This window comes from Pseudomonas sp. GP01-A4 (assembly GCF_058780865.1).
Genome location: NZ_JBYSWF010000051.1, coordinates 14854 through 29354, shown reverse-complemented (window position 1 = coordinate 29354; position 14501 = coordinate 14854). Strand labels below are relative to the sequence as shown.

The 14501-nt window shown below is 62.8% G+C and carries 8 protein-coding genes; 4 read left to right on the top strand and 4 right to left on the bottom strand.

Features of this window, described 5'->3' with window-relative positions; translation table 11 throughout:
- The first annotated feature begins 15 nt into the window (after positions 1-15).
- Positions 16-1662 carry a SulP family inorganic anion transporter gene (locus AC3WKX_RS24380; protein ID WP_102604661.1) on the top strand — a complete coding sequence of 549 codons (1647 nt, stop codon included), beginning with the start codon at positions 16-18 and terminating at the stop codon, positions 1660-1662.
- Positions 1663-1670: 8 nt separating this feature from the next.
- On the opposite strand, the gene AC3WKX_RS24375 is transcribed toward AC3WKX_RS24380, so the two are convergent.
- The gene (locus AC3WKX_RS24375; RefSeq protein WP_102604660.1) at positions 1671-3170 is read right to left on the bottom strand and encodes an FAD-dependent oxidoreductase; all 1500 of its coding nucleotides are present in this window, start codon (positions 3168-3170) and stop codon (positions 1671-1673) included.
- Between the two features lie 52 nt (positions 3171-3222).
- Here AC3WKX_RS24375 and AC3WKX_RS24370 point away from each other — a divergent pair, with 52 nt between their 5' ends.
- Complete coding sequence (locus tag AC3WKX_RS24370) at positions 3223-3723, top strand: MarR family winged helix-turn-helix transcriptional regulator (protein ID WP_256579747.1); 501 nt, start codon at positions 3223-3225, stop codon at positions 3721-3723.
- Positions 3724-3781: 58 nt separating this feature from the next.
- On the opposite strand, the gene AC3WKX_RS24365 is transcribed toward AC3WKX_RS24370, so the two are convergent.
- Both AC3WKX_RS24365 and AC3WKX_RS24360 read right to left on the bottom strand, forming a co-directional pair.
- Positions 3782-4276, bottom strand: coding sequence for a DUF934 domain-containing protein (locus AC3WKX_RS24365; RefSeq protein ID WP_003210798.1), 495 nt, complete (start codon positions 4274-4276; stop codon positions 3782-3784).
- The gene (locus AC3WKX_RS24360) at positions 4260-5918 is read right to left on the bottom strand and encodes a nitrite/sulfite reductase (RefSeq protein WP_003210800.1); all 1659 of its coding nucleotides are present in this window, start codon (positions 5916-5918) and stop codon (positions 4260-4262) included. The genes AC3WKX_RS24365 and AC3WKX_RS24360 overlap by 17 nt, the downstream gene beginning before the upstream one ends.
- A 449-nt stretch (positions 5919-6367) precedes the next feature.
- Between AC3WKX_RS24360 and AC3WKX_RS24355 the strand changes: the two genes are divergently transcribed.
- Entirely contained in the window at positions 6368-7447 is a 1080-nt protein-coding gene (locus tag AC3WKX_RS24355; RefSeq protein ID WP_102604658.1) for an ABC transporter substrate-binding protein, read from the top strand.
- A 6-nt stretch (positions 7448-7453) separates the two neighbouring features.
- On the opposite strand, the gene AC3WKX_RS24350 is transcribed toward AC3WKX_RS24355, so the two are convergent.
- Positions 7454-7669: a DUF2970 domain-containing protein gene (locus tag AC3WKX_RS24350; RefSeq protein ID WP_008432997.1), complete on the bottom strand. Its 216-nt coding sequence runs from the start codon at positions 7667-7669 to the stop codon at positions 7454-7456.
- Between the two features lie 141 nt (positions 7670-7810).
- Here AC3WKX_RS24350 and AC3WKX_RS24345 point away from each other — a divergent pair, with 141 nt between their 5' ends.
- On the top strand, positions 7811-14443 hold the full coding sequence (locus AC3WKX_RS24345) for an NEL-type E3 ubiquitin ligase domain-containing protein (protein ID WP_256579746.1): 6633 nt from the start codon (positions 7811-7813) through the stop codon (positions 14441-14443).
- Positions 14444-14501 lie beyond the last annotated feature (58 nt).

Below are 14501 nucleotides of genomic sequence, written 5' to 3'. Positions count from 1 at the left end.
CCAGGGAATTAGGGATTGAACACCAAGCCTGAGAGCGACACCACGCCGAACCGTGCACAAGACTTGCTGGCCGGCCTGTCCATCGCCGGCCTGTTGCTGCCCGAGGCCGTGGCCTATTCCAGCATCGCCGCGTTGCCGCCCCAGGCGGGCGTGATCGCCTTGTTTGCCGGATTGTTGTGCTACGGCCTGTTTGGCACCAGCCGCTTCGCGATTGTCTCTGCCACATCGTCCTCGGCAGCGGTGCTGGCGGCGGCCACGGCAACGCTGGCGGGGGATGACCCGGCACTCAGGCTGAGCCTGGCAATGGGCCTGGTACTGGTGACGGGGGCGTTTTTCCTGTTGGCCGGGATGCTCAAGCTGGGCGGGCTGACCTCGTTTATCGCCAAGCCGGTGTTGCGTGGCTTTGCCTTTGGCCTGGCGCTGACGATCATCCTCAAGCAGTTGGCCAGCGTGGTGGGCGTGCACCTGACCGACAACAACCTGATTCGCTTCCTGCCCCAGCTCCTGGAGCAACTGCCGCGCTGGAACTGGGCCGCCGCTGCCGTCGCGGGCGTCGCGTTGCTGCTGCTCTGGCTATGCGCGCGAGTTCGGCGCCTGCCGGGCGGGTTGCTGGTGGTGATCCTCGGGATTGCCGCCGGCCAGTGGCTGGATCTGCAGGCCCATGGCGTGGCGTTGATCGGCGTCATCGACCTGCGTCTGGAACTGGCGCATTTGCCGGTGTTGCCGTTCGCCGACTGGCTGCGCCTGGGAGAGTTGGCGTTTGCCATGGTGATGATTCTTTACGCCGAGTCCTACGGCTCCATCAGCTCCTTCGCCCTCAAGCATGGTGATCGCGTGTCATCCAACCGTGACCTGCTGGCGCTGGGGGCCGCCAACCTGCTGTCCGGGCTGTTCCAGGGCATGCCCACTGGCGCCGGGTATTCGGCGACATCGGCCAATGAGGCGGCGGGAGCCAACTCGCGGCTGGCGGGCGCCGTGGCGGCGCTGGTGGTGTTGGCGATCGTGCTGACGGTGCTGCCGCTGGTGGCATTGACGCCGGAGCCGGTGCTTGCCGCCATCGTCATTTACGCCTTGGGCCGTGGCTTGAGCCTGCAGCCCCTGGGCCGCTATTTCTCCTGGCGGCGCGACCGGTTGCTGGTGATTTGCGCGGTGGCGGCGGTGTTGGTGCTGGGGGTGCTGGATGGGTTATTGGTGGCGGTCGGGATCAGCGTGGTGTTGATGTTGCGCCAGATGTCGTCGGCGGACGTGCGCGAGTTGGGGCGCATTGACGGTGGGCATGATTTTGTCGACTTGCTGCATCACCCGAGCGCTGAACGGATCCCCGGTGTGCTGATCGTGCGGCCCAGTGAAGCGCTGTTCTTCGCGAATGCCGAGCGAGTGTTGGGGGCGGTGTTGAGCCTGATGCGGCACGCTACGTTACCGGTGCACACGGTAGTGCTCAGCCTGGAAGAATCCCCCGACCTGGACGGCACCAGCATCGAGGCATTGCAGGCATTTTTCGTACAGGTGCGAGGGGAGGGCAAATGCCTGGTGCTGGCCCGCGTACGGCATGAGGCGCAGGAGGTGTTGCAGACGCTGCCTGAGGCGTGTGCTCCCCAGGTATTGATCAGCGGCTTGAGTGTTGATGGCGCGGTGCAGTTGGCGTTGCAGCCAACTGCCTGAGCCCGACATTAAAACGCCTCGGCGCTGAGCCCCACTTGGGCGAGGTAGCCGTGCAGTTTCTCAACGTCTGTGAAGATCGCGCCGACGTAGCCATCGGGGCGCACCAGCACCCATTCGCCATGGTCGAGGTTGTAAGCGTCATTGAACTGTCGCTGATCATCCACCAGGTCGCCGCCCGGCCCGAAGCGATGGATATGCAGCCCGGCGGCAGGCTTCAGTGACCCGCGTTCCACCTCATAGCCCAGCAATGTCCAATGCGCGCCCTGGAACAGCTTGAATAGCCGGGACGAATGGCCGCTGGCGTCCCGCACGGTTGCATCGGGCGCCCGGTCACCGGCGAGCAAGCGGCCTTCTCGTTCTGCCGGTTGCACTGCGAGCGAGGAGTGGGGATACCCGATATCGAGTTGGTGCACCTCGCGGCCGCGGCGCATGTTGCCCTTTTTCATTCCGTCCAGCAGCCTGGTCGACAGGCCGAGCATCGAGGCTGCCACAGGCCGTCGCTCTTCCTCATAGGTGTCGAGCAACGCTTCGGGCGCATCGGCCGTCACCGCCGCCAGCTTCCAGCCCAGATTGTAGGCATCTTGCACGCTGGTATTGAGGCCCTGGCCGCCGGTGGGTGGGTGGATGTGCGCGGCATCGCCGATAAGAAATACCTGTCCTACGCGATAGTGATCGGCCAGCCGCGCATTCATCGTGTAGGCCGACGCCCAGGAGACAGAGTCGATATGAATGTCCTGCCGACCCGTGCGCTCTGCCACCATGTTCATGAGCCCCTCAGCGCTGAGGTCAACTTCTGTGTCCAGCGGAATCGGCGCCTGTATCTGAAACAGCTCGGTCCCCGCCAATGGGCAGATTGCGACCTGCATTGTCATGCACTCAGTGCTGAACCGGTGCCAGTAGTCACGCGACAGGCCGGTCATCAGCACATCGGCTACGATGGCACGGACCCCGAGGGTCTGCCCAGGAAATCCGAGGTCCAGCGTGCGGCGTACCACACTGCGGCCGCCGTCTGCGCCAATGAGCCAACGTACACGCAGTGTCTGTTTGCCTTCGTTGCCGACCAAATATGCGGTCACGCCGTGGCTGTCCTGCTCGAAGCTGACTAACTCGCAGCCAAACGCCGGGCGGTGCCCCAATTCCAGAAGGCGCTCGCGCATCACCTGTTCGGTGAGGAACTGCGGCAGCATCATAGGCTGCTGATAAGGTTCGGCTGACGTTGGCGCCGAGAGCTCGATAACCTCGGCGTCGATGTGGCTGCCATCTTCGTTGTATCGCCGCTCGGGCGGGTAGACGTCGCCCGCAGCGGTGATCCGGTCGAGAATGCCGAGGTCTTCGAATATTTCCAGGGTGCGGGGTTGAATACCCTTGCCCCGCGAGCCGTGGAACGGCGCGGGGGATTTTTCGATCAGCCGGAAGGAAATGCCTCGTCGCGCCAGGTCGATCGCCAGGGTCAAACCGGCCGCACCGGCACCACAAATCAGAACGTCGACTGCGCATTGCTCTTTCATCTGGACTGCCTTTATATGTAATATGCACATATATTTGAGCAAGGAAGATTCCGTGTCAACAGAAAGCGTGCAAAATACACCTATAGGTCTTCAGATTCGCGAGCTTCACGGGGCGCTGATTGAAATTGTCGGTGCCATGAACCGGCCGCAGCGCGACGAAGTGATGGTCCGGGAGGCGGGTATCGCCCTTGATCGGGCACTTTTTCCGCTGCTGGTGCTGGTGGAGCGGCTGGGGCCGATCGGCGTTGTGGAGCTGGCCGACCGCGTGGGACGCGACTACACCACGGTCAGCCGCCAGGTGGCGAAGCTGGAAAGCCTCGGTTTGGTCGACCGCCAGGAAAGTGCCAAGGACCGCCGGGTTCGCGAGTCGGTGATCACCCCGCAGGGCAAGGCAATGACGGATCGGGTGGATGAGGCACGTACGCGAATGGGGATGGCCATTTTCGCCACCTGGGAACAGCAGGACATCGACGACCTGGTGCGACTGATGGGCAAGTTTGCCGCCGACCTCAACGACGATGCGCTGGTCACTCTGACGCTTGAGAATCGATAGAAAAGCCGGGCAAAAAAATACCCCTCAATGAGGGGTATTTTTAAACGACTTCCAGCGGTTACCGGCGGCGGAACAACGGCAACGGTTCATCCGTCGCGGCCTGGTACGTCACCGAGAAATCCTTGAGGCTTTCCAGCGCTTCATACGGGTCTTTATCCGCGCGCAAGGCGAAGGCATCGAACCCGCAGCGGCGCAGGTAGAACAACTGGTCGCGCAGCACATCGCCAATCGCCCGCAGCTCGCCCTTGTAACCATAACGGTCACGCAGCAGGCGGGCGTTGGAGTAGTTGCGACCGTCGGTGAAGGCCGGGAAGTTCAGGGCGATGACCTGGAAGTGCTCCACGTCATCACCGATCTCTTCGGCTTCTTCATCGGCGTCCAGCCATACACCCAGGCCGCCGTCGCGGGCCTTGAGGGCGTGAGCGTGCTCGCGCCACAGGGCCAGTGGCACGATCAGGTCGTCGCAGTTGGAGATGCCATCGAAGCTCGCGTCCTTGGGCAGCAGGTGCCAGGTTTCGTCGAGGACTTCGTTGTTCTTAATGATTCGCTGCATAGACGCGCTCCTTGAACAGGTCAATGCCGATGCGCTGGTAAGTGTCGATGAAACGCTCATCTTCGGTGCGCTGTTCAACGTACACGTCGATCAGCTTGCCGATCACGTCAGGCATGGCTTCCTGGGCGAAGGACGGGCCGAGGATCTTGCCCAGGCTCGCATCGCGGCTGGCGCTGCCACCCAGGGACACTTGGTAGAATTCTTCGCCTTTCTTGTCCACGCCCAGGATGCCGATGTGGCCGACGTGGTGGTGACCACAGGCGTTCATGCAACCGGAGATGTTCAGGTCCAGCTCGCCGATGTCGAACAGGTAGTCCAGGTCGTCGAAACGGCGCTGGATCGATTCGGCAATCGGGATCGACTTGGCGTTGGCCAGGGAGCAGAAGTCGCCGCCCGGGCAGCAGATGATGTCGGTCAGCAGGCCGATGTTGGGCGTGGCAAAACCCTGCTCGCGCAGCTCGCCCCACAGGGTGAACAGTTGAGACTGTTCAACGTCGGCGAGGATGATGTTCTGCTCGTGGGAGGTGCGCAGTTGGCCGAAGCTGTAGCGCTCGGCCAGGTCGGCGACGCCGTCCAGTTGCTTGTCGGTGATGTCACCCGGTGCAACACCGGTAGGTTTCAGCGACAGGGTCACGGCCACATAGCCCGGCTTTTTGTGGGCCAGGGTGTTGCGGGTGCGCCAGCGGGCGAAACCCGGGTGCTGCGCATCGAGCTCGGCCAACGCGGCGTCCTGATTGCTCAGGGCCTTGTAGTCCGGGTCGACGAAGTGTTTGGCAACGCGGTGCACTTCGGCGTCGGTCAGGGTGGTCTGGCCGCCGCGCAGGTGTTCCATCTCGGCGTCGACTTTCTGGGCGAACACCTCGGGGGTCAGCGCTTTTACCAGGATCTTGATCCGGGCCTTGTACTTGTTGTCACGACGGCCGTAGCGGTTGTAGACCCGCAGGATCGCGTCGAGGTAGCTCAACAGGTCCTGCCACGGCAGGAATTCGTTGATGAAGGCACCCACTACTGGCGTACGACCGAGGCCACCGCCGACGAGCACACGGAAGCCCAACTCGCCCGCCGCGTTATGCACCGGCTCCAGGCCGATATCGTGCACTTCGATGGCGGCGCGGTCCGAGGTCGAGCCATTGATGGCGATCTTGAACTTGCGCGGCAGGTAGGCGAATTCCGGGTGGAAGGTGGTCCATTGACGGACGATTTCACACCATGGGCGGGGGTCGATCAGCTCGTCAGCGGCAACGCCGGCGAACTGGTCGGTGGTCACGTTGCGCAGGCAGTTACCGCTGGTCTGAATGGCGTGCATCTGCACGGTGGCCAACTCAGCCAGGATGTCCGGCACGTCTTCCAGGGCCGGCCAGTTGAACTGAACGTTCTGGCGAGTACTGATGTGGGCATAGCCCTTGTCGAAGTCGCGGGCAATCTTGGCCATCATGCGCGTCTGACGGGAAGTCAGTTGGCCATAAGGCACGGCAACCCGCAGCATCGGCGCAAAGCGCTGAACATAAAGGCCATTTTGCAGGCGCAGAGGGCGGAACTCTTCTTCGCTCAGTTCACCTGCCAGATAGCGTCGGGTCTGATCACGGAACTGCTTGACGCGGTCCTCGATGATGCGCTGATCGTATTCGTCGTATACGTACATATAGGTCCTGTTCTCGGCAAATCTGCGCGCACGGCCGCGCACTCCCAACGGAGCCGGCGCACGATACCAGTTTGCGTTTATGCGCAAAAGTGATGTTTGAGTATATGCAAATAACCAAATGGCCTAATGAGAACGGTTATCGCGATACCCACATTTGTCATGCGGGCAATCATGAACTTTACTGTGCTCGTGTCTTTGTGCAATCACCTATAAAACCGACAAGAGGCGATGCTATGAGCAATCCGACCAAAGCCCGCAAAAGTGACAGCAGTGTCGATGCGTGGGCCATTCTGTTCTTGATTATCCTGGTGGTTTCCACTGCCGTGTTCTGGGTCAGCCATCAATAAAAGGGCGTTATCGAGCCTTGTTGTCGACAATCGGCAATTAGCCGAGATTGACCGGCCTGATGCCATTATCATGGGCCGTCATTCCGAAGGGCTCAGGCAACGATGTTGAAGGTTCTCTGCAAGTGCTTGCTGGTGCTGAGCATGCCGTTCTGGGCCATCGCCCAGGCGACGTCGGTGGTGTTTCTCAACCCTGGCAATTCGACCGAGACCTTCTGGGTCAGCTACGCGCAATTCATGCAGGCCGCCGCCAGGGACCTCGGCCTGGATTTGCGTGTGCGCTATTCCGAGCGCAATCCCGAGACCACGCTGGTGCAGGCCCGTGAAGCCCTGCAAGGCGCCGAGCGCCCGGACTACCTGGTGCTGGTCAACGAGCAGTACATCGCCCCACAGATCTTGCGCCTGGCCCAGGGCAGCGGGGTCAAGCTGCTGATCGTCAACAACGCGCTGACCGCGGACCAGACTCAACTGCTGGACGCCGGCAAATACCCTGACTGGATCGGCAGCATGGTCGCCGACGACGAACAGGCGGGCTACTTGATGCTCACCCAGTTGTTGCGCCTGCATGGGCCTGTCGCCCCCGGCCAGACCCTCGACCTGATCGCGTTCTCCGGGGCCAAGACCACTCCCGCCGCGCAACTGCGCGAGCAAGGCTTGCAGCGCGCCCTGGCGGATCATCCGCAGGTGCGCCTGCGCCAGTTGGTGTATGGCGAGTGGAGTCGCCAGCGCGCTTTCGACCAGGCCACGCAGTTATTCAAACGCTACCCGCAGACCGCGCTGGTGTGGGCGGCCAACGATGAAATGGCGCTGGGGGCAATGGATGCACTCAAAGGCAGCGGGCGCACGCCGGGCACGGACGTGTTGTTCAGCGCGGTCAACAGTTCGCCCGAAGCGTTGCAGGCGCGCCTTGAGGGGCGCCTGAGTGTGCTGGTGGCCGGGCATTTCACCCTTGGCGGCTGGGCGATGGTGGTGCTGCATGACGATGCCCGCGGCCTGGGCATGGCGCAGTACGGTGGGCGTGAGCGCAAGCTTGGGCTCTTTCGATTGATTGATCCGCCACAAGCCTCGCGCCTTTTAGAGATGCAGGGGCGCGAGGACTACGGCGTCGACTTTCGAGCACTGTCAGCCCAGGGCAAGCCAGCCACCTATCGCTACCCGTTCAGCCTGCAACTGCTGATGCATTGACCGGCTTCAAACACCGGCCAGGTGCAGCACCAGCTTGACGATGCCAAACAGGGTCAAGGCAAACACGGCGGTAAACACAATACCCAGGATGACAAAGTGGCTGGGCTTGCCATGGGTAAAGTCGCGGGCGCGATTCTTCCCGCTCTGCACCCCGAAGGCGGCTGCCATCACGCTGTGAAGCATCTGCCAGAAAGTCGGTGGCTTGTTGTTGGAATCGTCCATAAAGGCCTCGCGGTAGGGATCAAACCCATGGATGAGGATAGCCAAGTTCCCGCAAAACACCGGCTGTAGCTATCTACCGCCCTGGCGGTTGGCCCGTTCGCTGTACTGGGACTCCTTAACAGAGTCATCAGGAAGGAGCGCATGCCAACCTTACCCGCCCCGACAGAGCAGGGGCTACACACCGCATTGATCAAGAACAGCTTGCCCGGCTGGATTGCCCGCAGCGCGGCTGCGGACATCCGACGCTTGAAGCCGGGCCTGCTGCCCGGGCGCGTCCCCGAGGATGCACCACCTGCCTGGCTCAGTAACGCGCCCCAGGGGTTGCGCCAGGCATTCGCCGACAGCCAGTTGGCCAGTCGCCGCGCCCACGAGCGGCTGGCCAAGACTCTCGACGGCCTCAAGGGCATCACCGAGTTCGCCCAGCCGCTGCTGGAAGACGCCTGGCGCAAACGGTTCGGTGAGGTACCGGACGTCCACAAGCACCAGTTGCATTACCTGCGTTACCGTCAGGTGCCGCAACAGCATTCGCTGTTGCAGGCAGCATTGCTCAACTTTGAAGGCAATGAAGACTTTGCCGATATCGCCCTTGAGCAAACCAGCGCGCTGGCCCCCGAAGGGGCGTTGTTCACCGAGTACTACGGCGAAATTCTGAACGACCATTCACGCCGGGCCCGCTATCGCTACCGCGAAAAGCTCGCCGTCACCCCGGACCAGTTTGCCGCGCTCTGCCGCACGCTGGACCTGGGCCGGCAATACCAGGCGCATTTGCAGCAGGTGTTCGAGGACGCGGGCACCAAGGCCGTAGTGCGCGAGCAGATGATCGAGGCGCACAAGAAACTGCTGGCCGTCAGGCTGCACACGGCGCGGATGAAGAACGAAGTCAGCGAAAGTGCCTATGCCATGCTCAACGCCTTACTGGCCGGTACCGAACGGCCGCAGTTGGATGGCAAGCCCGTCGCCTGCAGCCAATTGGCGATTCTCGGCTGCAAGTTGGGTGAAGTCGTACTGATCGGGCCGGGCGTCGGCGCGATGGCAGATGCCCGGCAGCCGTTGGGCTGGGGCACTGTGCTGGTGCCTGGCGCCTCGCTAGGGGAGTTGCTGGTGCCGGCCGCGGCCGACCAGCGGCTGGTGGCGTGGATCCCCGGTGCGCCGTTGTGCCCGCTCAAGGAATACCCGTCGATAAAGGCGTTCGAGGCGGAACTGGCGATCAACCTGCGCTCCCCGGAGTATCAGCGGCTGTTTGCCAGCCTGGTGCCGCAAGACGAAGCCCCGGCTTTCCTGCAACGACTGAAGACCAAGCTCTTTACCTTCGAGTGGAACTCCAGAGGCTACATGGAGCAGGTCTACGACCCGAACATCAACCTGGCGCGCCGCGAAAGCCTGATCAGTGGCGAGCTGTTCGGAGCGCTCTATGACAACCACCTGCAACGCCTGAAAGATAACGCCAGAACGCTCGCCGTACCCACCGCCGAGGCGGATCGCAAGGCTGCCCAGGAACGCCACGAACATTGGCTGAGTATTGGCTTGAATGTGCTGAACGTGGCGGCCTTTGTCGTGCCCGGCCTGGGGGAGGTGATGCTGGCGGTTACGGCTGTGCAGCTGGGCCTGGAGGTCTACCATGGCATCGAGGCGTGGAAGGAAGGCGACATGGATGCCGCCTGGGGACATCTGGAGTCGGTGGCGCTGAACGTGGCCTTCATGGCCGCCCTCGGCGGTTCGACGGCCCTGGCCGGTCGCGCGCCAAAAATCCAGGTGTCCCGCTGGGTGGATGGCCTGGTACCGGTCAAACTGCCCAGTGGTGAGGCTCGGCTGTGGAAACCGGACCTAGCGCCGTACCGCAGCGAGGTGGTGCTGGCCCCGGCTCTCAAGCCCAATGCCCGGGGCCAGTACGAGACAGGCGGCAAGATTTATGTGCGTATCGGCGAAAACCTGCATGAAAAGGTCTTCGACAGCCGAATCCGCAAGTGGCGGATCAAACACCCGGAAAATCCCGAGGCTTACCAACCGATCCTTGAACACAACAACGCCGGTGCCTGGCGGCATGTGCATGAGCAGCCCTTCAAATGGGACCGCCTGACCCTGTTGCGACGACTGGGGCCCGCCACTGAAGAATTCTCTGATACGACACTGGGCATTATTGGGGATATCAGTGGGGTCCAGGATGACGTGTTGCGCAAGGCGTATATCGAAGGCAGGCCGCTGCCCGCCGTGCTGGCCGATACCCTGGAGCAGTTCCGCAGCCAGCCAGTGGCGGATACGGCGCCGCTGGCTGGCGAAGAGGCGGTGCTGCAACGGCGCTTCCCTGGATTGTCGAGGCGAGCCATCCAGGAAATTCTTGATACCGCCAGCGAACAGGAGCGCTTGCAACTGCGCAGTCAGCGTGGAGCCTCGGCGCGCCTGGACAATGCCGCTCGCCGCGCAGTCCAACAAGGCCGCCTGAGCCGTGCCCTGGCGGGGCTGCATCGTCAGGCCGACGCCGGTGCCGACACTGACCGCCTGGCCCTGCATTGCCTGCAACACTTGCCGGGCTGGCCCACCAATCTGCGCCTGGAAGTGCGCTTTCAGGCTGTCGAAGGACCGTTACTGAACAGCATTGGCCCGCAAGATGCGCCGCTGCGCAGATACCTGGTCAAGCAGGGCGAAGCCTTCCAGGCCTACGACGAGCGCGGTGTCGCGCTGAACAGCCGGACCACCGGGCGGCGTAATTTCTTCCAGTCCGTCGTGCATGCGATCCCCGCTGCGGCCCGACCTGGCCTGGACATGCCCGTGGCGACCCTGGACCGGGAACTGCAACAGGCGGTGGCCAGTTATGCCACCCGCCGCCGTAGCCAAATGTCCAATGTGCTCGGCCTGCGCGCACCGCGTTCGCGACCCGTGTTGACGGGGGCGGGGGGCGTCCTGGGTTACCCGTTGAGCGGTCGGGGCAAAGGCTTTGACGTGGATGCATCGCTGACGGCGAGGGTGCAGGCGCTCTATCCGAACCTCAACGCCGGGCAGGCCAGCGATTTTGTCCTGAGCCGATTGCAGGCCGGTGAAAGCGCCCAACAGATCTTCACCCTGCTGGGAAACCGCCAGCGTGAGTTCGACCTGTTGCAGGCAGAGCTTGATCAGTGGACCGCCGCTGCAGCCGGGCAGGCGGGCGGGGCCAGCCAGCAACAACGGGTAGCGGCTGACATCATCGGTTGCTGGCGCCAGGGCATTTACCGCGAGCGGCCGCCCCAGAGCATTCTGTCGTTGGGCAGCGTGACGGACCTTCCGCGCCTGAGTGCAGACTTTTCCCATGTGCAGGCGCTGAGCGCACATGCCGAGCTTTTGTTGGGTGATCAGGGCGTGCGCCTGGCCGATCAGTTTTCCCGGGTGCGACACCTTGAGGTGTTTTTTGACGCAACGCCGGGCACCGGACTGGTCGACGGGCTGAACCGCTTCGTCGATCTCAACCAACTGACGTTGAATGGTCGGGACGTGGCCTATTCGGTCCCCTTCATTCAACGCCTGGGGGCAATGGAGCGCTTGCGCAACCTGTCCGTCGCGGGGCTTTCGCAAAACCTGGACGTCAGCCCCCTCACGCACCTGCGCTCGTTGCGCATGGAGGGCTCGGTGCAGGAGTGGCCACAGGGGGTGACGTCACTTGAGCACCTTGAGAGGCTCGACCTGTGGCGAACAAACATCCGTTCGGTACCCCCGTCGATGCTCATCGGGCATGAACGATTGTGGCGCGGCCTGAACCTGCGGTGGGCCGCGTTTGACCGCCGGGAATTCATGGCGGTGTATGAACATGTGCGGGGCAATCCGGCTCACCTGCTCAATGAGCAAGCCCTGGTGCAGGGTTACTGTGAAGGCGTGATGGACCGCTTGAAAAATGTGCACTGGGGGTTTGGCATAGACGTTGTCTCTCAGTTCCGGCAGCAGGGTCTGACCACTGAACAGATACTGGCTCGCACTCACCAGGTACTCGACGAACAGCTCGCCCTGAGCCGGGACCTGCAGGAGTGGGCGGCCAGGGAGTTGCGGGTTGACCGCCGGCAGGTGGATGTCTTTTACCGCCAGCGCGCCGCCGAGCGGCTCCTGGACAGTTGGCGTGAAGGCCTGGGGCCGCGGCTTGCGCCGTCGGGCATGTCGGCGCGCTCCAACCTGCCGACCGCCACACTGAACCTGTCGGGGGGCGTACTGGGCGACTTGCCCGGGTTGCCGGCGGCCGCGTTCGCCCATGTCAAACAGGTCAACCTGAGCGGCACCCGGGTTTCCATTGAGGCGTTGAATGACTTTCTCGGCGCATTCAACGCCATTGAAGACTTGAACCTCAGTGCCAGCAACCTGGCACAGCTGCCTTCGGCCCTGGACAACTTCACCGCCCTGCGCCAGTTGGATCTTTCCCACAACCAACTGAGCATCATCCCGTCCATCCAGCAACGCTTGAGCCGCCTGACGGCTCTTGAAACCCTGGACTTGCAATACAACCGTGTCGCGAGCCTGGATCTGCGTGGCCTCAACGCCTTGCGCCACTTGAACCTCAGCCGCACTGGAATCACCGAATGGCCCGAGGGTGTCCTGGACTTGCCAGTCCTGGAGAGCCTGGACCTGAGCCACAGCGCTATCACCCGGGTGCCCGCCCAGGCGCTCACCGGCCACGACACGCTGATGCTCAAGAGCAACCTGCGGGGTTGCCGACTGACTGCCCGGGCCTGCGCCGACATCCTGGCCTTTGCGCAACGCACCCTGCGGGAAAATCCATTGGGCCTTGATGTGGAATTACTGCCGTTGGTGGGGCCGGAAATCTACCTGCACAAGCCGCTGGGCATTCCCCAGGAACAGCTGCGCATCGGCCGGACCGGCGGCGATCCGGAGTATTTCCCGGTCAGGGTCACCGACGACCCCGGCCAGTTGCTGTTGCCCCTGCACGTCGAGAACGTCGACGCGCAAGCACGCCTCACTCCGGCGGCGCGCCTGCAACAACTGGATCCTGCCTTGAGCAGTGCCCAGGCGGTGGCGCGCATTGATGAATGGCTGGCCGCCGGCCTGGGCGCCACCGGCGTCGACACACGCCTGGTGCAGTTGCACGCCGAGCATCAACGCTTGAGCCGGGTGTTGAACAGTTGGATCGACATCGAGGGTTATCGCGAGGGGGGCGGCTGGGTCAGTGCCCTCGACCGTCGTCGTGCCGCCGGCCGGCTCCTTGAAAGCTGGCGCCACAACCTGCGTGCCCGGCCCGAGGTGCCGCCGGTGGACGGGCGCGAGGTACTGGACCTGTCCGGGTTGTATCTGGGCGACCTGCCGACGTTGCCGGCTTCAATGAGCCACGTCAGCGTGCTCGACCTCACCGAGGTGAAGCTGACGGAGCAGGGGTCCAATGGGTTCCTGGGCAGTTTCCCCCACCTGCGCCGGCTTGTGCTCAACAAGAATGGCCTGGCGCACCTGCCCGAGGTGATCAACCAATACACGGCGCTGACTCATCTCGAAGCCACCTACAATGATTTGCGCGACGCTGTGGAGCTACAGGCACTGCTCGGCCCATTAAGTGCGCTGGAATGGCTCGACCTTGGCGAAAACACCCTGGCCAGCCTGGATGTCAGCGGCCTGCGCGGGCTGACAAACCTGGACCTGCACAACAACCTCCTGGAGGAATGGCCGGCCGGGGCATTGGAACTGCCGCGACTGCGCACCCTCGACCTCAGCAATAACCAGATCGAGACCATCCCGGACGATGCCCTGTTACCTCGCCACAACCTCCTGATGAGCAACACCAACCTGACGGACAACGGGCTGGAAGAACGCGTGTTCGAGCGCCTGAGCGACTTCCTCGAGGAAACGGGGTTCGGCCTGGGTTATACCCGGGAGCAAATTGATCGCGAGCTCGATGGCTTCCTCCTCAGTACCAGTCACGAGGAAGCGGATCTGAGCGGTGAGCTGCATCCGGAGCTGCTGACGCCCGCAGCACAGAAGGCCCAGTGGTTTGCTGGCGTGGCGGCCGACTCCAGCAAACACGCAGTCTGGGAGTCGCTCAAGAGCGCTGACGACAGTGAGGATTTCTTCTACATCATTTCCCAGCTGAAAAACGCCCAGGACTTCATCACCGACCGCCCTGAGTTGACGCGCCGGGTATGGGAGGTGCTGGAGGCCGCCGAGCAACGTCCGGCGTTGCGTGAGCAACTGTTCGGCAAGGCTCGCGGCATGCGGATCAACGCGACCTGCGGTGACGGTTGGATCCTGCTGTTCAGCGACCTTGAAGTCAGTGTCTATGAGTTCAAGGCCCTGGAAACCGTGGAGCCCGGAAAAGAAGGCGCGGCGCTGTTCAAGCTGGCCAGAAGCATGATCCGCCTGGAACAGACTGAAGCCACCGCCAGCCGCGTGGTCAGCCTAAAGCCCAGTGTTGACCCGGCGGAAATTCGCCTGGCCTACCGCATCGGCCTGGCCCAACGCCTGGAGTTGCCGCGCCAGCCGTCCGGCATGCTGTACCGCAACCTTTCCCAAGTGAAACAGGCCGATATCGACCAGGCCTACGCCAGCATCATCGCCCGGGAGGCGACCGAGGCGTTCACGGCCGATCTGGTCACGCGCCAGTACTGGGTCGACTACGTGCAGAAGCAATACGCGGCTGACTTTACGACGCTGGCTCAGACCCAGGCCCGCGAGGCTGAAGCCCTGGAGGATCGCTATCCGGCGTTTGGTGCGCAGTACGAGGCGCAAGCCGTGGTCTTGGCCAAGCAAAGGATTGAGCAACGCCAGGCCCTGCTGATTCGCCTGTCCGAGCGGGAGAGAGCAACACTGAGGCTATAACAGCCTGTGCCCCGGCGGCAGGTCCGGAAACGGGCCTGCCGCGTCTCAGTGGTCGTTA